Annotated in this window: 20 protein-coding genes; 11 read left to right on the forward strand and 9 right to left on the reverse strand. The window is 53.5% G+C overall.

Going from position 1 to position 19,969, the window contains the following annotated elements:
- Positions 1–8: 8 nt before the first annotated feature.
- Positions 9–1,124, reverse strand: a complete 1,116-nt coding sequence (locus BQ5383_RS04570) for a DUF6076 domain-containing protein (RefSeq protein WP_071429630.1) — start codon at positions 1,122–1,124, stop codon at positions 9–11.
- A gap of 173 nt (positions 1,125–1,297) precedes the next feature.
- Here BQ5383_RS04570 and BQ5383_RS04575 point away from each other — a divergent pair, with 173 nt between their 5' ends.
- From BQ5383_RS04575 to BQ5383_RS04605, 7 genes are all read left to right on the forward strand, one after another.
- A complete protein-coding gene (locus tag BQ5383_RS04575) occupies positions 1,298–1,909 on the forward strand; it encodes a CHC2 zinc finger domain-containing protein (protein ID WP_071429632.1) in 612 nt (203 codons plus the stop codon).
- The gene (locus BQ5383_RS04580; protein WP_071429634.1) at positions 1,887–3,182 is read left to right on the forward strand and encodes a DNA primase family protein; all 1,296 of its coding nucleotides are present in this window, start codon (positions 1,887–1,889) and stop codon (positions 3,180–3,182) included. Before BQ5383_RS04575 ends, BQ5383_RS04580 begins: the two co-directional genes overlap by 23 nt.
- A gap of 423 nt (positions 3,183–3,605) precedes the next feature.
- Positions 3,606–3,827, forward strand: a complete 222-nt coding sequence (locus BQ5383_RS04585; protein ID WP_071429636.1) for an LLM class flavin-dependent oxidoreductase — start codon at positions 3,606–3,608, stop codon at positions 3,825–3,827.
- A 351-nt stretch (positions 3,828–4,178) separates the two neighbouring features.
- On the forward strand, positions 4,179–5,465 hold the full coding sequence (locus BQ5383_RS04590) for a plasmid recombination protein (protein ID WP_071429638.1): 1,287 nt from the start codon (positions 4,179–4,181) through the stop codon (positions 5,463–5,465).
- 17 nt (positions 5,466–5,482) lie between these two features.
- The gene (locus BQ5383_RS04595) at positions 5,483–5,782 is read left to right on the forward strand and encodes a hypothetical protein (RefSeq protein ID WP_071429640.1); all 300 of its coding nucleotides are present in this window, start codon (positions 5,483–5,485) and stop codon (positions 5,780–5,782) included.
- A gap of 107 nt (positions 5,783–5,889) precedes the next feature.
- Entirely contained in the window at positions 5,890–7,497 is a 1,608-nt protein-coding gene (locus BQ5383_RS04600; protein ID WP_071429642.1) for a DUF4368 domain-containing protein, read from the forward strand.
- 58 nt (positions 7,498–7,555) lie between these two features.
- A complete protein-coding gene (locus BQ5383_RS04605) occupies positions 7,556–8,065 on the forward strand; it encodes a transcriptional regulator (RefSeq protein WP_235821936.1) in 510 nt (169 codons plus the stop codon).
- Between the two features lie 134 nt (positions 8,066–8,199).
- Here the strand turns inward: BQ5383_RS04605 and BQ5383_RS04610 are convergent, their stop codons facing one another.
- Positions 8,200–9,279 (reverse strand): isocitrate/isopropylmalate dehydrogenase family protein, encoded by a 1,080-nt coding sequence (locus BQ5383_RS04610; RefSeq protein WP_071429644.1) that lies wholly within the window; start codon positions 9,277–9,279, stop codon positions 8,200–8,202.
- A 207-nt stretch (positions 9,280–9,486) separates the two neighbouring features.
- On the opposite strand from BQ5383_RS04610, the gene BQ5383_RS20605 reads away from it, so the two are divergent.
- Positions 9,487–10,407, forward strand: a complete 921-nt coding sequence (locus tag BQ5383_RS20605) for a LysR family transcriptional regulator (protein WP_071429646.1) — start codon at positions 9,487–9,489, stop codon at positions 10,405–10,407.
- A 188-nt stretch (positions 10,408–10,595) separates the two neighbouring features.
- Positions 10,596–12,242 carry a ribulokinase gene (locus BQ5383_RS04620; RefSeq protein WP_071429648.1) on the forward strand — a complete coding sequence of 549 codons (1,647 nt, stop codon included), beginning with the start codon at positions 10,596–10,598 and terminating at the stop codon, positions 12,240–12,242.
- A 754-nt stretch (positions 12,243–12,996) separates the two neighbouring features.
- On the opposite strand, the gene ychF is transcribed toward BQ5383_RS04620, so the two are convergent.
- The 7 genes from ychF to BQ5383_RS04650 all read right to left on the reverse strand — a co-directional run bounded on the left by ychF (position 12,997) and on the right by BQ5383_RS04650 (position 17,856).
- Complete coding sequence (gene ychF, locus BQ5383_RS04625; protein ID WP_071429650.1) at positions 12,997–14,094, reverse strand: redox-regulated ATPase YchF; 1,098 nt, start codon at positions 14,092–14,094, stop codon at positions 12,997–12,999.
- Between the two features lie 112 nt (positions 14,095–14,206).
- Complete coding sequence (locus BQ5383_RS04630; RefSeq protein ID WP_071429652.1) at positions 14,207–15,388, reverse strand: tyrosine-type recombinase/integrase; 1,182 nt, start codon at positions 15,386–15,388, stop codon at positions 14,207–14,209.
- A gap of 110 nt (positions 15,389–15,498) precedes the next feature.
- Complete coding sequence (locus BQ5383_RS04635) at positions 15,499–15,705, reverse strand: excisionase (protein WP_071429654.1); 207 nt, start codon at positions 15,703–15,705, stop codon at positions 15,499–15,501.
- A 31-nt stretch (positions 15,706–15,736) separates the two neighbouring features.
- On the reverse strand, positions 15,737–16,594 hold the full coding sequence (locus tag BQ5383_RS04640) for an ATP-binding protein (protein WP_235821937.1): 858 nt from the start codon (positions 16,592–16,594) through the stop codon (positions 15,737–15,739).
- Positions 16,591–17,301 (reverse strand): replication initiator protein A, encoded by a 711-nt coding sequence (locus BQ5383_RS04645; protein WP_071429656.1) that lies wholly within the window; start codon positions 17,299–17,301, stop codon positions 16,591–16,593. Before BQ5383_RS04645 ends, BQ5383_RS04640 begins: the two co-directional genes overlap by 4 nt.
- A gap of 33 nt (positions 17,302–17,334) precedes the next feature.
- Positions 17,335–17,502, reverse strand: coding sequence for a hypothetical protein (locus BQ5383_RS21030; RefSeq protein WP_172724564.1), 168 nt, complete (start codon positions 17,500–17,502; stop codon positions 17,335–17,337).
- 24 nt (positions 17,503–17,526) lie between these two features.
- On the reverse strand, positions 17,527–17,856 hold the full coding sequence (locus tag BQ5383_RS04650; RefSeq protein ID WP_071429658.1) for a plasmid mobilization protein: 330 nt from the start codon (positions 17,854–17,856) through the stop codon (positions 17,527–17,529).
- Positions 17,857–18,506: 650 nt separating this feature from the next.
- Here BQ5383_RS04650 and BQ5383_RS04655 point away from each other — a divergent pair.
- Complete coding sequence (locus BQ5383_RS04655; RefSeq protein ID WP_235821938.1) at positions 18,507–19,091, forward strand: type IV toxin-antitoxin system AbiEi family antitoxin domain-containing protein; 585 nt, start codon at positions 18,507–18,509, stop codon at positions 19,089–19,091.
- Positions 19,088–19,912 (forward strand): nucleotidyl transferase AbiEii/AbiGii toxin family protein, encoded by an 825-nt coding sequence (locus BQ5383_RS04660; protein ID WP_235821939.1) that lies wholly within the window; start codon positions 19,088–19,090, stop codon positions 19,910–19,912. Before BQ5383_RS04655 ends, BQ5383_RS04660 begins: the two co-directional genes overlap by 4 nt.
- The last annotated feature ends 57 nt before the right edge of the window (positions 19,913–19,969 follow it).

Raw genomic sequence — 19,969 nt, forward strand, 5'->3', positions numbered from 1 at the left:
TTCTCTGCTTATTTCTTTTGTACGGCCTTCAAAAGTGCATCTTGGGTCATTTCCTGCTCATAGACAGTGCTGGCATAACGCTGATCTGAAAGCGCACGGAGCATCTTATCTTTTGCCAGCTTTTTCATAGCTGCTGCCGTTTCTTCATCCAGCTTTCCACGGCGGGTGCTTTGCAGGATGGTGTTCATACGGCGGGTATAAATGGCCTTGATGGGGTGATCGTCTGCAAGCTCCCGCTGTTCCCGACCTCTCAGATTGCCGATTTGTCGGCACGTCCGTCCCCGTTGGTCGCCGGTGGCCAGACCGCCGCAGTATTTGGTATGCCGTGCGTCAATAGTGAGAAACCATCTGCCGCAGATGGGGCATTTTTTAGGTGCATGGCCCACACAAAGCCCCTCAAACAGATCGGAACGGAACATCCCCACAAAGGAAACATAGTGCATCCGTTTGACCAGCTGTGGCTCTGTCTTTCCGGGCCGAGTGGCGGCTACATACTGCACAGAAGCATTGGTCAGGGTCATCCAGGCTGGGTTATCCAGCGACAGAGTTGGCTCACTTTTGAAGAACTGCCCGAACATTGCCGCATAACCGTCCGAGGTACGGTCATAGCCGGGTTCATTCAACCGCTCTGCAAATTTCGTCAGGGTTTCCTTGTATTGCCCCAGAGAATAACTCAAATGCCCCAGTACCTGCGCTATTCGGACGAGCATTGTTGCCTTGCTGTGCTGACCAGTCAAAGCACAAATCAGCTGCTCCTGCTGGGTAAGCTGCAAATAGGCTTTGGCGTCCTCCATGTATTCTTTGGAAAAGATGGCTGCAAGTTTTTGCTCAAAATAGCTCCGATTCAATCGGGAGAAGGGTGGTGTCGCCTGCAAAAAGGAGATGATCTCGCCAGCGGCCTGCTGCACCTGCGGCAGCAGCTCCATATCCACGGAACCGGTGTTCATCCCCTGAAGCAGCTGGTTCAGCACATTGCAGGGAGTATCCAGTTTTTCAATGGTACTGTCCGGGATGTTCAGCACCTCGCAACCAATGGTTCCTGTGGGCATGGTACACCCCTCATAGTTCACGGTGTCCTGCCAGAAATCCAGCGACAAAACCGCATGGTTGATGATCTGATCCATCTTCTCCCTCCTGTCATGTTTTTTTATTTTTATAATAGCACACAATTAAATTCTTGTCATGTTTTTTGAAAATGCCTTGTCATGCCATTAGCCTGTTTTTTTCGATTTTCCCCATAACCTATACAGAGGGGTGAGAAAACTGCCCCATCAAAAAGGAAATGGAGGGAATCTGTATGAATCTGTTTGAAGTGGTGAAAGCCAGTATCAACACACAGGAAGCAGCGCAGGCGTATGGAATTGACGTCAACCATTATGGCATGGCACTGTGTCCGTTCCACAATGACCGTCATCCGAGCTTATATGTATCGGATGACCACTACCACTGTTTCGCCTGCGGGGAACACGGGGATGTGATCGACCTGACTGCCAAGCTGTTTGACCTTCGGCTATATGATGCGGCCCGAAAACTGGCGTCGGACTTTCACCTTGCGCCGGACAAGCCCTTGCCGGAAGTCATTCGCCGGAAAATGAAACACAAAACCAAAGCACAGCAGCTTCGTGAGAACGAGCGGCTGTGCTTTTCTGTTTTGAACGAGTATCGGCGGCTGCTCCTGGATTGGGAAAAACGGTATGCACCGCAAGCACCGGAAGATGTGCCGGACAAGCGGTTTGTAGAAGCCTGCCACCGGCTGCCCTGGGCAGAGTATCAGCTGGACATCCTGCTGCAAGGCTATTCCTATGAACGAGGCGAAGTCGTAAGCGAACTAACGGCAGACGGATACATCCGCAAATTACAGGCCCGCCTGAGAAAGGAGCAATACCATGAACAGCCCTGTTTGGATTGATGAGAAAGGGAAAATCATCGAGCCGGAATATTGCCGGGATTTCCTGTCCCGGCATCCAATGCGCTGTATCAACGACCGCTTTTATACTGTGGAGGGACCGTTGCCGGATGAAAGCAAATTAAAGCGAACGATTTATGAGGAAATCTCGCCCTGGCTTCATGCCAAGGTCGCACAGACGGTGGAGCAGGTGCTCAAGACGTTGAAGCTGGCGGCATATGCAGACCCTTTGCCCCTGCAATGTGACCGCATCCATGTGGCGAACGGCACTTGTTTTCTGGATGGCACGTTTACGAAGGAAAAAGAGTATTGCAGCAACCGTCTGTCAGTATCCTATCGGGCTGATGCTCCGGCACCGGAACACTGGCTGCGCTTCCTTTCGGAACTGCTGGGGCCGGAGGATATTCCTGCCTTGCAGGAGTATCTGGGCTACTGCCTGATTCCATCCACCAAAGGACAGAAAATGCTCATGCTGATCGGCAAGGGAGGCGAGGGCAAAAGCCGGATCGGTGTGGTGATGAACGCCATTTTCGGGCTCAACATGAACACCACTTCCATTCAGAAGGTAGAAACTAATCGGTTTGCCAGAGCCGATCTGGAGGGTAAGCTGCTGATGGTGGACGATGATCTGGACATGAACGCCTTGACCAAAACCAACTATGTAAAATCCATTGTGACAGCAGAACTGCGGATGGATTTGGAACGGAAGAAAGAGCAGAGCTATCAGGGGCTGCTTTATGTGCGTTTCCTCTGCTTCGGTAATGGGGCATTGACTGCACTTCATGACCGCAGCGACGGTTTCTTTCGCCGCCAGATCATTCTAACCACCAAGGACAAGCCTGCGGATCGGTTCGATGACCCGTTTCTTGCCGAGAAACTGATTGCCGAAAAAGAGGGGATCTTTCTCTGGATGCTGGAGGGATTGCGGCGGCTGATCGCCAATCACTACCACTTCACCATCAGCCAGAGAGCCAAGGACAATATCACTTCCGCTGTCCGTGACGCCAATAACATTCTGGACTTTCTCGATTCTGAGGGATATGTGGCATTTAAGGCCGATTATGAAGCCAGCACCAAAAATCTATACGCAGCCTATAGGCGGTGGTGTGAGGACAACGCAGAAAATCCACTGTCCCCAAAGAGCTTTGCAAACCAGCTCAGCCAGAACGCAGAACGCTACCATTTGGAGCCAGTCAATAACCTGCACATCGGTGGTGGAAAGCGGTGCCGGGGGTATATGGGCATTTATGTTCTGCTCTCACCTGTGGAGTTGTAATGAAACTTCAAAACCTTCTGTTCGTGCGTTCATGCGTTCCTAATCGGGTGCAGCCTGTGGAACGAAGGAACACACGAACGCAAAAAATAGAAGTTCATTTTTTATTGTTCGGCTCAGAGGGCGCTCTAAAATCCGCACTTCCCAATCAATGGTTGTGCAAACAGTGAAAAACACTACCATAAGCAGAACACAAATCATTATTCGGTGATTTACAGAATGGTGATGGTGGTATGCGGGAAGGTGGCTATTTTCACGGTTTCGCTTGCAAGCCCACCTAATGGCAAAGTCGATGGGGTGCTGTTGTGGACAGTTCTTCATAGGCGCAGTCCTGAGCGATTTTATGAATGTTATCCGTGTTCGCTGAGGCGTGTAGCGTGCATTCTCCACGGCAAACTAACTTTACGAAAGAATGAGGTGTTTTCCATGAAATCCAATTTGAGAAATGAAATCAAGTCGTACATCGTGCGTTCCGGTTATACGATGCAGGAAGTCGTTGACAGGCTTTCTGAGGATTACGGCTGGAGTGACAGCGTTTCCAACCTGTCCAACAAGCTCCAGCGGGAGTCTCTGCGGTATGTGGAAGCGGTACAGCTTGCCGACGCCCTTGGCTATGATCTCGTATGGCAGAAACGGAGGGACACATGATGCCCGCCGTTCTTACCCGTCGTATCTCCCGTCCCCATCGAAAAATCCGCAGATTTGGAGATGGATGGCAGAGTGGATTTGCAAAATCTGCTCTACCTGTGAGCGGCAGAATTGAAGCAATCAAGAGTGCGGAGAGACTGTCGGTCACACCGCCTTTTGAGGATTTGGGTGCCACACACAAGCCTCTAAAGGCGGCAAGGCATCCGCAGATGCCGCATTCTCCCTCGGAGAGCCCACGGCACTTTGCAGCCCTTCGGGATGAAAGTGTCATAGTGGGTTATTACACTTCCCGCAGGAAGTGCATCCCCGTCCCCCAGCCGTCTGCCGCACAACAGAAAGGAGCTGATTTTTATGGCCAGAAACGACGGAATCGACCGCACCTTTGCCCGTAACCAGGACTTGCCCACCCTTGATGATGTGGCGAAGGTGCAGGAGCATAACGAACGGGAAAAGGACAGCTACTCCAACCAGGATATTGATACCACCCAAACCTACCGGAATATCCACTTCAAGGCTCCCACCGACAGCTATGCCGCTATGTTTGATCAGATGATTGCCGATGGTGTCATCTCCACTCGTGGTCTGAAAGCCGATGCGGTGAAATACGGGGAACTGATTTTTGATGTGAACTCCGCTTACTTTCACAATCACGGCGGATATGAATATGCCAAGCAATTCTACACCGACGCATACAAAGCTGCCGTAGAGATCGTGGGCGGTGAGCAGTATATCCTCTCTGCCGTCATGCACGCCGATGAGCGCAACCGAGCCATGTCGGAAGCTCTGGGGCAGGATGTGTATCACTACCACCTTCATGTGGTCTATGTCCCGGTGGTGGAAAAACAGATTCTCTGGTCGAAGCGGTGCAAGGATAAGTCCCTTGTAGGTACAGTCAAGGAGACCATTATGCAGGTCAGTCGCAGTAAAAAGTGGGAATCCAAAGTTGCTCTGGATGAACAGGGCAATCCGCTTCTGACCTCCAAGGGCAAGAAAGTTCTGCGGACATCGTACAGTGTCCTGCAAGACGATTTCTTCAACTATATGAAAGCTGCCGGATATACCGATGTGGAGCGTGGAGAGCGTGGCAGCACTGAAGAACATCTGACTGTGACCCAGTTCAAGGTGGCACAGGAGCAGCAGCGGTTGGAAGATGTGACCGCCCAAATCGCTCAGACAGAACAGGCGCTGGGCACCGCACAGGCTGCCGTTGAGAAAAAGCAGAAGGAACTGCAATCCCTGCAAAAGCAGACCAAAGAACAGCGCACTGCCGCCCTGACCGTACAGGAAATCCGCTCCATGGGGAAAAAGACGATCACCGGCAATATCACTCTGACCCCATCCGAGTGCAGCACACTCAAGGATTATGCGGTCAATGGGATTCTTGCCAAGGCGGAAAACAGCCGTTTGGAAGAAAAACTGCAAAGCGCACAAAAAAGTGCCGCTGTCTGGAAACAGCGATATGAAAAGATTTATGACAAGTACCAAGAACTGAAAAAGGAAGTCCAGCCATATCTGGACGCTGTCAAGCTCGCACCCGAAAAGGTGCGGGCTTTTCTTGATGCCATTTTGACCCGGACCCGGCAAACAAGGCAGCACGATCAGCCTGTCCACCGTAAGCCGCAGGATATAGAACTTTAATTGATGGAGGAAACTGCATGAGAAAACACAAAGATTTTATGAGCGAACCCGACTATGGTTATATCGACATTGAAGCCTGCTTTGAACCTGTTTTTGAGCCGCCGTTGGAAACTCTGGAAGAATGGCGCAGATGGGAGGATGAACCCGAACCGACGCTGGAGAACACCTCGGTCTATGTCACAGAGCCGGATGGCATTCAATATTTTTACTGCGGCAATACCAGGATTCGGGTATCCGAGCATTTCTCCCAGGCAGGCAAACCCATGGACAAGCTAATTGAAAATGTGGTCCAGTATGCTGCCCGCAACGCTGGATAAACCCATTCCACAACAAAATGTCGTTGAACCACACCCACGCTTACGGTATAATAAAAACAGAAGTATTGTAAGCGTGGGTTGTTTCGATTAGAAGGAGGATTTTTACCGTGAAACAACCTTACAATACCGCACTCTATATGCGTCTCAGCCGTGACGACGAAAACTATGGCGACAGCGTGAGCATCGAGACCCAGCGCACCATTTTGCAGCAGTACGCAAAGGAACATGGCCTTTCGGTGTATGGCGAATATGTCGATGACGGATGGAGTGGAACGAACTTCGAGCGTCCCAGCTTTCAGCGGATGATGGATGATGTGGAGGCCGGAAAAGTCAACTGCATCGTTACTAAAGACCTCAGTCGCTTTGGCCGTGAACACGTGATGATGGACTACTATCTGGAATTTGTGTTCCCGGAAAAGCAAATCCGCTACATTGCCGTGGCTGAAAACGAGGACACCGAAAAAGGACTTTCGGATTTTGTGCCGTTCAAGAACCTTTTCAACGAATGGTTCGCAAAGGATACCAGCCGCAAGGTGAAAACGGCGCTCCGTGCCAAATTTGCTGCCGGAGAACGCACTTTTGCCTATGCGCCGCTGGGATACATCCGCCATCCCGAAATCAAAAACACTTTAGCCATAGACGAAGAAACCCGCTGGATCATCGAGAAAATCTTTGACCTTGCACTTCATGGGGCGGGTGCAGCGAAAATCACCAAGACCCTGATTGCAGAGAAAGTTCCGACTGCGGGCTGGCTCAATTATCAGCGGTATGGAACTTTCGCCAATATCTATGCCAATGCGCCGGAAGAAAAATCCTATGCCTGGACGATCGCTCAGGTCAAAAGTATTCTGCAAGATGAAACCTACATCGGCAACAGTGTACACAATAAGCAGACCAATATCTCTTATAAAAACAAGAAAAAGGTGCGCAAGCCGAAAGAAGAATGGATTCGGGTGGAAAATACCCATGAGGCGATCATTAGCCGGGATGTGTTTGAGCAGGTACAAAAGCAGATCGCCAGCCGCAGGCGGCAGCAGAAGGATGCCACAACGCAGATTTTCGCCGGTCTTGTAAAATGTGCAGATTGTGGCTGGTCTATGCGCTTCGGCACGAACCGGCAGAACAAAACGCCGTACAGCCATTTCACTTGCAGCCAGTACGGACAGATGGGAACACAATGCTCGGCGCATTATATCCGCTATGACACGCTCTATGTCTATGTGCTGTCCAGAATCCAGTATTGGTCCCATCGGGCGCAGCTAAGCGAAGAAAAACTCTTGCAGCAGATTTTGAAAAACGGTGACCGGGAACGCATGACCGCCGCTAAGCGTCAGGAATCCGAACTGCAACGAGCGGAAAAGCGCAAGGCAGAAGTGGACGGAAAATTCGTCCGAATGTACGAGGACTGGTCCGCCGGACGCATCACCGAGTATAACTTCAATCTGCTGACGAAAAAGTACCAGGCAGAACAGCTGGAGCTGGAGGAAAAGATCAGCCGCTTGCAAGCGGAGCTGTCCGCAGAGCAGCAAACTGCCCTGGATGCCGAAAAGTGGGTCGCTCTCATCAAGCAGTACGCCAATCCCACAGAACTGACCGCTGAACTTCTCAATACCCTGATTGAGAAGATTGTGATTCATGAGGCTACTAAAGGTGCGGATGGGATGCGAGATCAGGAGATTGAGATTTACTACCGATTTATCGGCAAAATTGATTAACTTGCATCCATATCCTTAACTATGGGAAACAGAAAAAACTTATCCGGATATTATCAGTGTGGTCAAAATGAGTGATCTGTATCAAATCAGCCTGGACCATCTGCTCAAGGAGGAGCATACCATGGGAAACTACCTTCATTATCTGGAGGAAAGCACCAATACTGTGCGCAGCAATAAAAAGAAAGGAAACATCATCCTCATTGCCGCCTATCTTGTGATCTGGGCCACGGCCATCCTGGTGTTCTGGTTTTTCACAGAGGGTTCCGACGCCATGGGATACAGCCTGATGTTTCTGTGGATCCTGCTTCCGGCGGCCACCTTTTTCTTTTCCGCGGCAATGGGAAAAAACCGCTGTTGGGGGCGGTGGAGCTGGCTGGCCCCCATCCCATTTGGAATCCTGTATATGCTGGGGGAATACGCCACCTTCAGCGCCGCCAATATGGCCGCTTTCAGCAAAATAAACCCGCCCCATTGGGAGATGATCCCCATAGGAGGGGCCATTTCAGCCGCCGGGCTGGCGATTGGATGGGCAGTGAGCCTGATGGGGAGAGGGAAAAAAGAAGGATAAAGGGATTTTCAGAACCAGCTTTATTTTAAGACATTTGCAAGAAAAAACGAAAATCCGCCGGACACAGCAGCCTGTATCCGGCGGATTTTCGTTTGTTTGGTATTTTGTGTATGTATGAAGGAAGAAAGCAAATGTTACAGCTGCGCCAGCTTCCGGCAGATGGCCTGACCCATACCAGTGGTAGTGCCGCTGCCGCCCAAATCGGGGGTGACGGCCTCCTTGTCGGTCAGTACCGCCGTCATAGCCTGAGCCAGCTCATCGGCGGCCCGGACACCGGCGGCGTCCCCTTTCTTGTTGGCCAGCCAGGAGAGCATCATCCGGGCGGATTCTATCATGGCGAAGGGATTGGCGATATTCCTGCCGGCGATATCGGGGGCGGAGCCGTGGGTGGCCTGGGCCATACAGTAATCAGGACCCACGCAGAGGCCGGGAGCCATCCCCAATCCTCCCACCAGTCCGGCGGCCTCATCGGAAAGGATATCGCCGAACATATTGGTGGTGACCACTACATCAAATCGGGTGGGGTCCATGAGCATCTTCATGGCAAAGGTGTCCACCACCACTGTTTCCAGTGTGATGTCCGGATACTCCGTCGCCACCTCACGGCAGGCGTCCAGAAACAGGCCGCAGCCCAGCTTGAACACCGTATTTTTATGGACGGCGGTGACCTTCTTCATGCCGCCCCGCTGACGGGCCAGCTCAAAGGCGGTGCGGGCCGCCATGGAGGAATTGCGCCGGGTGATGACCCGGAGGGAAAGGGCCATGTCAGGCGTGGGCATACAATCGCTGGTGCCCTTATACATATTCCGGTCCGGCTGGAAGCCCTCGTTATTTTCCCGGACAATGATCAGATCGGTTTTGGGGTTGATGCAGGACACTCCCGGATATGCCTTGGCGGGCCGGATGTTGCTCACCAGATCATAGTTCCGCCGGAGGATGGGATGGGGATTGACGCAGTTGGGGTCCTTGGGGTAGGCCATATGGCCAATGGGTCCCAGAATCCAGCCGTCCAGGGTGTAGAGGGTCTCCAGCACCTGGGGCAGAAGGGAATTGCCATGCTCCACAAAGGAACGGTATCCGATGGGAAGGGGCACCCACTCAATACGCACTTCCGGATGACGGGCAACCGCCGCTTTGACAGCCTCCACCGCCACCGGTACGATCTCCAGACCGATATCGTCTCCATCCAAAACGCCAATGCGATATTCCGCCATTTCATCATCCCTGCCTTTCTGCCCATCAGCATAGCAGAATCCTCTTTTCCCCGCAAGAGCGGCTGTTTCGGCTCTTGCTTTTATCGGCATTTTTCTGATAAAATAAGATTATCAGTTATTGATTTTTTCTCAGATAATCTCAGTTTACTGATTTTCCTGATCAAAGTTTCAGATCAAAAAATTTATGCAGTCAGGAGGTGTTGGTCTGTGCGCTCCGAAGCTCTCGCTGTTTTTATCGCCATTGCCCAATGCCGCAGTCTGGCGGGAGCCGCCCGGGTCTGTCATCTTTCCCAGCCTGCTGTCAGCTCCATCCTGGCGGGGCTGGAGGAGGAAACCGGCTGCCGCCTGGTGGAACGGAAAAGCCGGCAGCGCACCCCCCTGGAACTGACCCGCAGCGGAGAGATCTTTCTGGCCTACGCCCAGTCTGCCCAAACTTTGGAGCAGCAGATGCGGGAGGAGCTTTCGGCGCTGCATGAACAGCAAACAACATTGATCCTGGGCAGCGGCCCTACCAGCAGCGCCCTGCTGCTGCCTCGTCTGACCCAATTGTTCCGCCGGCGCTTTCCCCATATTCCCCTGGTGGGAAAAGCCTGTCCCAGCTCCGCTGATGTTTATGACCTGCTGACCCAGGGGGGCTGCTGCTTCGGCCTGACCAGCTATCTGCCTCAGGAGGACCGCTTCGGCCTTCATCCCCTGCTGCGGGACCCCTTTGTACTGGTGGTTCCCCGGTCCATTTCCCTCCCCCGCACCATCTCCTGCCGGGAACTGCTCAGCTTGCCCCTGATCCTTCGGGAGGAGGGCTGCTACAGCCTCCAGCTGCTCAGGGAAAAATTGGAGGAGCTGGGGCACAGCACAGGGGAACTGAATGTGGTCCTTCAGGTATTCGGCAACAGCGCCGTCAAACAGGCGGCGGCCATGGGCATGGGATGCGGCTTTGTGGCGGCCAGCTCCATCCTGCCGGAGGACCGGAACTTTCGCCAGGTGGCGGTATCGGACCTGACCCTGGAACGGTGGATCTACCTGACCTGGTACCGTCAGCGGGAGCGCACGGCCCAGGAGGAAACCTTTTTCCGTTTCGCTTCCTCCCCCACCACCGCCAAAGCATTGTCCACCGCTTCCCTGAAATAAAGGGCACAGCGCTGCTTAAAAAAGAAAAATCAGTTACTCATCCCAGGGGCGGACCAGCACAGCTGCTCACCGCCTCATTCCCCACCGATTCAACTCGTGGGCTTTCCGCCGCAACGAAGGCGGTTTTTCAAACTGGACGGACACAAAGGCAGCCCTTTCCAGCGGCTGATCACAAGGAGGTTTTTGTCATGAGCGGACCTTTTTCTCTGGGCATCGATTATGGCACCCTGTCGGTGCGGACAGTGGTGGTGGATATGACAGACGGCCGGGAGGTATCCTCCGCGGTCTATGAGTATCCCCATGGGGTGATGGACCGGGTATTGCCCGACGGCACCCCTCTTCCCGACGGCTTCGCCCTGGCCCACCCCCAGGATTATCTGGATGGGCTGACCGACACCGTCCGCCGGGCACTGGCCGCAAGCGGGGTAAACGGAGGGGAAATCATCGGCATCGGGGTGGACGCCACCTCCGCTTCCCTCATCCCATTGGACGAAAACCTTGCCCCCCTGTGCCTGGATCAGCGGTACGCCGGCCATCCTCACAGCTACATCAAGCTGTGGAAGCATCACGGGGCGGAACCTCAGGCCAAGATGCTGCGGCAGACCGCTCTGGAGCGGGGAGAAGACTGGCTCTCCCTGTGCGGCGGGGATATCCGGTGTGAATCCCTGCTGCCAAAAATCGTGGAAACCGCCCAGGAGGACCCGGAGGTCTATGATGCCGCCGCTGTTTTTGTGGAGATTGGGGACTGGCTGGTAAGCCATCTCACCAGCAAACCGGTGCGCAGCCTGCAAATGGCGGGATCCAACTGCTTCTATCACCTGGAAAAGGGATATCCCAGCGAAGAATTTCTCAAAGCCGCTTTTCCCCATCTGCCGCCGGTGACCCGAAAAATGACCGGCACTTTGGTCCCGGTGGGCAGCTCCGCGGGGGGACTGGCCCCGGAAGTGGCGGAGGCCCTGGGCCTTCCGGCGGGAATCCCTGTTTCGGCTCCCCATATCGACGCCCATACCGCCGCCCTGGGCTGCGGCGCCAGCCAGGAGGGGGACCTGACAGCTGTGCTGGGTACCAGCGCCTGCTATCTTCTCAATTCCGCCTCCCCCAACGGCGCGCCGGGGATCTACAGCACCTTCTGGGAGGCCAATGCCCCCGGCTGGTACGGTCTGGAAGGGGGACAATCGGCGGTAGGGGACGGTCTTGCGTGGTTTGTGGAACAGTGCGTTCCTGCCGCCGTTACCAGGGAGGCGGCGGAGCGGGGGCTTTCCGTCCATACGCTGCTGACGGAGAAAGCCGCTGGGCTGGCTCCGGGGGAAAGCGGCCTGCTGGCCCTGGACTGGTGGAATGGCGTCCGTTCCCCCTTGATGGACCCCACCCTGCGGGGGGTGGTAGTGGGACTGTCCCTCCATACCCGCCCGGAAGAGCTGTACCGGGCTTTTCTGGAGGCCATCTGCTTCGGCGCCCGGCGGATCATCGACTGCTGTGAAACGGCGGGTCACCCGGTCAAACGGATCTTTGCCGCCGGAGGCATCGCCGCCAAAAACCCCCTGATGATGCAGCTGCTGGCGGATATCTGCGGCAGGCCGGTACGGGTCTGCGCTTCCGCTCAAACCTGCGCTCTGGGCAGCGCCATTCTGGGAGCTTCCGCCGCCCGGCCCGGAACCTTTTCTCAGCTGATCGGTCAAATGGCTTCTCCTGTTGTTTCCATCTACCAGCCACAGCCGGAGGCGGTGAAGGTATACGAGGACCTTTACCGGCAGTATCTTGACCTTTCGGAATTTCTGTGCCGTCCCCAAAGTCCGCTGCGGCAGATTTCTTCTTTGAAAAAAGATTGTTTATAAAGCTTTGCCCCATCCCACAGGAGCAGAAAAGGGGCCTGATTTTTGGCCCCTCACCTGCAAAGGACACGGGGAGCGATACCGGCAAGCATTTTATTCTCGATTCGTGTACTGAAACCAAAATCCCCGGGCGGAAACCATAGCAGCTTCTGCCCGGGGATTTCAGACTGTAGGAAAACCTGTTTCCAAGAAAAAACAAAATTCAAAACCATAAAAATCAGGACATGTGCCTGATTTTTATACCTCGACCCGCGCCCACTGGGGCGCGAAACCGGGGGTATCGCCGCTGGTTTCGTCAGGAACCTGCGGCGTATCCAGGGGGACTGGGTCCCCCTGGAAGTGTGCCGAACCCCTTCGGCACACTCAGAGGGACATGCGCCTGATTTTTATACCTCGACCCGCGCCCACTGGGGCGCGAAACCGGGGGTATCGCCGCTGGTTTCGCCAGGAACCTGCGGCGTATCCAGGGGGACTGGGTCCCCCTGGAAGTGTGCCGAACCCCTTCGGCACACTCAGAGGGACATGCGCCTGATTTTTATACCTCGACCCGCGCCCACTGGGGCGCGAAACCGGGGGTATCGCCGCTGGTTTCGCCAGGAACCTGCGGCGTATCCAGGGGGTATGGGATACCCCCTGGAAGCATGTCGAACTTTTTCGACATGCTCAAATCCCCGGGCGGAAACTATGGCGGCTTCCGTCCGGAGATTTTTACCAAGCGCTGTTTTATTGTGTAAGGAATTAGCCCCAAAACCCTTCCTCAGACATTGAAGCGGAACAGGACGATGTCGCCGTCCTTCATCACATACTCCTTGCCCTCGCTGCGTACCAGGCCCTTTTCCTTGGCGGCGACCATGGAACCGCAGGCCATCAGATCGTCAAAGGCCACCACCTCAGCACGGATGAAGCCCCGCTCAAAGTCGCTGTGAATCTTTCCGGCGGCCTGGGGAGCCTTGGTACCCTTGACAATGGTCCAGGCCCTTACCTCCGGTTTGCCGGCGGTGAGGTAGGAAATCAGTCCCAGCAAAGCGTAGCTTGCCTTGATCAGACGGTCCAGGCCGGATTCCCGCAGGCCCAATTCCTCCAGGAACATCATCTTGTCCTCGGGGGACAGCTCGGCGATCTCCTCCTCCATCCGTCCGCAGATGGGGATGACCTCCGCCCCTTCCCCCTGGGCGATCTTCAGCACTTCCTGGTAATGAGGATTTTTCTCCACATCACCGGCGAAGTCCGCCTCGCTCATGTTGGCGGCATAAATCACCGGCTTGCCGGACAGAAGGGGCACTGTGGCGATCAGCTCCCGCTCCTCCTCAGAGCACGGAAAACTGCGGGCGGAACGGCCCTGCTCCAGATGCTCCTTGAGGGCGGTGAAGAGCTTTGCCTCCTCCAGCGGCTTCTTGTCCCCCGCCTTGGAGGCCTTGAGGCAGCGGTCGATACGCCGCTCCACCAGATCCAGGTCGGACAGGATCAGTTCCAGCTCAATGGTCTCAATATCCCGCTTGGGGCCGATCTCCCCTTCCACATGGACGATGTCCGGATCCTCAAAGCAGCGCACCACATGAACGATGGCGTCCACCTCCCGGATGTGGGAAAGGAACTTGTTGCCCAGGCCCTCTCCCTTGGAAGCGCCCTTCACCAAACCGGCGATATCCACAAACTCCACCACCGCGGGGGTGACCTTATCAGGGTTGTACATCTCTTTCAGGCGGTCCAGCCGCTCATCCGGCACCGCAACCACGCCTACATTGGGCTCAATGGTGCAGAAGGGATAGTTTGCCGACTGAGCGCCGCCGCCTACAATGGCGTTAAACAGGGTGCTTTTGCCCACGTTGGGCAGTCCGACGATACCTAATTTCATATATCTCTACATCTCCTTAAAAAATGCCGTATTTACAAGGTTTTTGCGTTTTAGCGTTTTGGCGGCTACGCCATTTTTACGCCATTTACACATTAACTTGTATTGGGTTATATCAACATACGCTGCTGAGCTGAAATTGCTTGACCGCCTGATCCAGCGTTTCATCTGTCACATGAACATACCGATCCATTGTGGTTTTGATGCTGGCGTGCCCCAGCAGCTTTTGCAGCACTTTCGGCTGCATTCCGCTTTCAATCGCACGGGTTGCGTAGGTATGGCGCAGCGCGTGCATACAAAAGCGGTTGATCCCCGCTTCATCGCAAAGCTTATAGAGGTGGGTATCATAGGAACTGTTTTTCGCCGGTTCCCCTGTGCGCCAGTTGATAAAAACCAGATCATGCATCACGAGCCGGGAAATAACGCCGGTGCGCCTGTCCATATATTCCAGCGCTTGCGCCAGCAGTGGGGATTCTTTTCTGTTGCTCCGGCTGTCCCATTCCTCTTTCAAAATATCATACGCTTTATCCGTTAAAGGAATAGTGCGATAGCTCTGCTGGGTTTTGGGTGGACCTGCGCGCCAAGCTTTCTGCCCGTGACGAAACTCTAACGTCTTGTTCACCGTAAGCGTCCGGCGCTCAAAGTCGATTGCGTCCCATGTTAAGCCGATCATTTCCCCCGTGCGCAATCCCGTTTCGAGGATGAGTGCATACTGGTTGTAATTATGGGAGCGCTGTGCTGTTTCGAGGAAGAGACGCTGCTCTTCCCGCGTCAGATAACGAATGTCGTCTGCCGCACGGACGGGTTTTGTAAACCGAACACCATCCATAGGATGTTTTACGATTAAGTCGTTCATCTTCGCAGCCTTAAACATTGTCCCCATCGTGATATAAGCCTGACGGATGGTGGAACCTGCATAATTCGCATCCATCTGGATGAACACCTTTTTGCAGTGCATCGGTTTTACATTGGCAATCCGCATTTTTCCAATTACCGGCTGGATGTTGTGAATATAGCGATCCCGATAATTTCTGAGGGTATTGGGGGCCAGATCGCCGACAATATTTTCAATCCAGAATTCAAACCATTCATCCACCGTCGTATCGGTAGCGACAAACACATCGTCATGCTTATCAGCGTATTTCGCTTCCTCGATCCAGTTTCGCGCTTCAGGCAGCGTCTGAAAATACTTCTCATGCCGCTTCCCGGTCTTATCAACAAATCGTGCGCTATACAATCCGTCCTTTCTTTGGTAGATACCCTTACCGCAGTCTTTTCCCTTGAGAGTTTTTCCCATGGACGAGCTCCTTTCCCGCAGAGAAGAAAAGAGCACACTACTACACTATATAGTATAGCGCATGGTGCTCTTTTCCTCAAGGCTTCTCCGCGAATTTTTCAAATGCTATGTCAGATCACGAGCGCCTGACTGATGTACTGTTCAAACTCTTTGCGCTTCACCAATTTCTTGCTGCCCACAAAAAGTACGAATGAGCAGTTTGGAGAGCGCAGCATACTGTCGATTTTATTGATTCCGATATTGCTGTACTCAGCGGCTTCCTTTGCCGTGAGTGTCATTTTCAGGTGGATCGGCACCTTGCCGATGGAATTATCCATGTGATTGCCCCTTTCGTAGAATAATAGTTCGTTAATTTGTCTGATTTAGAATTTTCGCCGCCCGCTTCACATTTTCCACAGCGTTGCCCTTTCGGAAATTCTCACCGTTAAACTGGATGGGGATGCAGACCTCCAAAACCCTGTCATAGATACGGCGCTCGTCCAGATCGGCGGCCTTCTGCATCACGGAGAGTGGGATGTTGGTGGTGACGATCATCGGCTTGCCGGTAAGCAGCCGTTTGTTGACCACATCAAACACGCGCTCCTTGCCGAAGCTGGTATTCCGTTCCGCGCCCAGGTCATCCAAAATCAGTAGCTCCGGGCGCATCAGCATTTTCATGTAGGCATCCCGGTCAGCGCCGAAATTGCCCTGCATCCGGTTCACCACATCGGACAATCCGACAAACAGGACGGAAACCATTTGCTCAAGTAAGGCGTTGGCAATACAGCCCGCCGCATAGGATTTTCCGGTCCCCACATTTCCGAACAGGAGCAGTCCGATTCCGTCTCGGCGAAAAGCATCCCAATTTTCGGAATAGGCTTTCGCCTTGACAAGCTGCGGCGTCATAACATCGGCATTTTCAAACCGCCATCCGGCGGCGGGAATATCCCGAAACGCTTCGGAACGAAGCATGGCAATCCGATTCAGCCATTCCAGCTTTCGTTGTTCCGCTTCACGCTGTGCTTGTTCCTCAGACGCGCATTTACAGGCAATCGGGTGTTTGTCCAACCCGCTTTTGCGGTACTGTTCGGGGAAATAGGCTTCCTTGGGCGTGTGGCACTTGCCGCAGTATTTCAGCCCGTCATCCGGGTTGATATAATCCTCCGGGGCGGTGTTCAGGGTCTCTGCTGCCTCAACGATTGCAGCCATAATCGGATTCACATTCACAGACATTCTCCTTCCTCATAGGTCTCTGTGTAGTCGTAATTCTTACCGGGTTTTGATTTGCTGTCCTCGTCCAGCCACTTGCGAATGGTGGCATAATGGTTGGCGTAGTGCTTTCCGCTGGAGGCCATATAGGCCGACAGCCGGTTGATGTAATCCTCGTATTGGCCGGGATATGTCGATTGCAGATCGGCCAATTCACTGTCCAAAAGAAAAACATTTCGATACTGTCCAAAACAGCGGCGGGCATTCTCTCTCCTGTTATTCTGACTGGAATCTGTTTTCTTCTTCTCTTTCTTACTTGTGGGCAAATTTTGCCCCATGCAAGGGGAAGATTCCTGCCCTTCCAGCAGGCAGATGTTACCTTCTGGATGGAAAGAAAGCTGCACCTTATCAGGCAGTTGCAGGAAAATACGGTTTGCCCGGTTCCAACCTTGCCGGACGCGGGTGATGAGGCCCGCGCTTTCCAATTCGGCCAGCGCGGCCTTGACCGTCCGCTCGCTCCGGTTCATGTCGTTCGCCATCTGCCGGATGGTGTAGATCACATAGACATCCCCATCCTCCGACACCCAGCCGGATTTCTGGGAGAGCTGTGTGCGTCCCAGCAGCAGGGCATAGAGCAGTTTGGCATTGATCGAGTATTCTCCCCGAAGGATAAACCGAGGCAGCGGTACGAAAGGCGGCAGCGGGGTGTCGGTTTTGTAGTAGATGGTACATCACTTCCTTTCTCCGGAACAAGGCGATTAAGGCGGACGGTGGGATCGTTTGGAGTGGTAATGCGGGCAGACGATCACCACAGTGCGGAAGCTCTGCTTGCAGTTGTGAACGCACCTGCGGCAAAGGGCGTTATAGGCGATGCGCCCCCGGTCATTCAGGAAGAACGCCCATTCTTCTTTTCTCTTTTTACTCATACGCGGCATAGCGGCCTCCTGTGGTTATAATTCCTTTCGCTGGGTCTCTTTGAGCAGCGACCAAATTTCGGCTTGCCGTTCTTTCAGCTCCGCAACATCCTCAGCGTAAAGATTCCCGGTGCTGTTGATCCGGCGGCAAATCTGGTTGATATTGCTGGCAGCCCGGCTGACGGCTGCGGCCAGCTTTTTCTGCTGGGTGTAGTCCACTTTGATGATGTAACCGTCAATCGCCATCTTGCGGAGATATGCACCCATGTTCCTGGTGCCGAGCTGCGCCATCTTGTTTTGGATGAGCCGCCGCTCCTGCTCGGTGACGCAGAACTCGATGCGGATCGGTCTTGTGCGTTCAGCCATTGGATATTCGCCTCCTCAAACTACAACGGACAATTTTTTGCGGATTGGGGGGACACTCGAAAAAATATCCCCTTTCATATTTCAACGGACAGTTTCGAGCAAAAACTTGGTACCTGCTCAGAAAAAATTTCTCTCTCACTTTACAACGGACATTTTATTCGCAGATTAGCGGGTAAGGCGGGAATAAAATTTCCAAGCCGGAAAGTGCCTCCCAATTTACAACGGACACTTTTTAGGCTAAACGCAGGTATGGCAGCAAAATATTTTTGAACCGAATTCCCCTCCTACTTTACAACGGACATTTTCTCCGAGAAAAACAGGGGTCTGCCTGAAAAAAGTGAAAATAAAATGCTCCCGGCTTTGGAAAAAGCGGAAGCATCATGTTCTGCGGATATGAGATTTGAGAGAACAGCAAGCACAGCCGCTGTCCGTACACAGCGGCGAAATGAGCGTTCCGGCCTGTCGGCCAGTCTGCTCATTAGTTCTTGTTGGGAGCACCCAAACCCCTACTAATTCGCAAGAAAAATTGACTTGCATCATAATATCAACTCTGATTTTATCTCCATGTTGTCAATGCAGATGTTGACTATCATCGTGATTTTAGATATACTATTATCAGATTGTTGCTGCGAGGTGAGCGGATGGACTATATGACAGAACTTGCTGCGATTGCAAATAAAAACGGCGGCATTATCGAAACGAAAACAGCGGCGCAGCATGGCATTTCCAAAGCAATGCTCTATAAGCTGTGCAAGGCGGAAAAGATTCACCGTATAGTCAAGGGGCAGTATGTGCTCCCGGAAGATATGCAGGACGAGTTGCTGTCCATTAGCCGCCGGTCTGGAAAGATTATTTTTTCCCATGAAACGGCGCTGTTCCTTCACGGGATTTCCGACCGGACACCCTTTGAGCACACCGTAACCGCGCCCTCCGGCTGCATCCCGTCTGCGGCCATCAAAGCGGAGTGCAAGGTGTACTACATCAAACCGAAGCTGTTCGAGCTGGGCAAAACAATGCTGCAAACCCCCGCCGGGAATCCTGTTCCCTGCTACGATTTGGAGCGCACCATCTGTGATGTGATCCGCAGCCGCAACAAGATCGGGACAGAGACATTTTTATCGGCGCTGAAACAATACGCTGTCAGCCCAAAGAAGGATTTGAACCGGCTGGATGAGTACGCCCGTCAGATGCGGGTATCGGGCGTACTGCGCCAATATTTGGAGGTGCTACTGTGAGCAATGCCATGAGCCTGAAAGCGAAAATCCGCAACATCGCCAAGCAAAAAAATATCCCGGCGCAGGTCATTTTGCAGAACTATATGTTCGAGCGGCTTCTTGTCCGCCTTGCGGCCTCCACATATAAAGACAAGTTTGTGCTGAAAGGCGGAATGCTGGTAGCGGCCATCGTAGGGCTGGACAACCGGGCGACGATGGATTTAGACACCACGCTGAAAAACCTGCCCCTGACCCCGGAGACCATCCGCAGCGCACTGGAACAGGTGGCCGCCGTGCCCTTTGATGACGGCGTGACCTTTGAGGTGGGGAAAATCTCGCCCATCCGAGAGGATGATATTTACGGCGGCTACCGTGTAATGCTGAACGCCCATTTTGACACGCTGATTACTCCGCTGAGCATCGATGTCTCCACCGGGGATGCTATCACGCCCCATGCGGTGCAGTACCAATTTTCAGAAATTTTCGATGACGAAAAAACCTACGAGCTGTGGGCATACAACATTGAAACCGTCATGGCGGAGAAGGTGGAAACCATCCTGCGGCGGGGTGTGTTTAACACCCGTCCCAGAGATTTTTACGATGCGTACATTCTGGCAACCACACAGAAATTTGATAAGGCTGTGTTCGCCGAAGCGTTAAGTGCCACCGCAACCCATCGCGGCACAGCTCGTCAGATTGCGGATATATCTGCCATTTTGCACAACATCGAGAGCAGCCGAGAACTCAAATCCATGTGGGAGAAGTACCGCAAGCAATTTGCCTACGCCGCCCACATTGAATACGGCCAGATCATGGATGTGCTGAAAGCACTGGTTGCCTGACAGCGGCGGCCCTAACTCGAAATCAAAGCGCCCATGCCGCTGCGCGGGTTCGATTGG

Origin of the sequence: Angelakisella massiliensis, assembly GCF_900104675.1 — a bacterium.
Taxonomy (GTDB): domain Bacteria; phylum Bacillota; class Clostridia; order Oscillospirales; family Ruminococcaceae; genus Angelakisella; species Angelakisella massiliensis.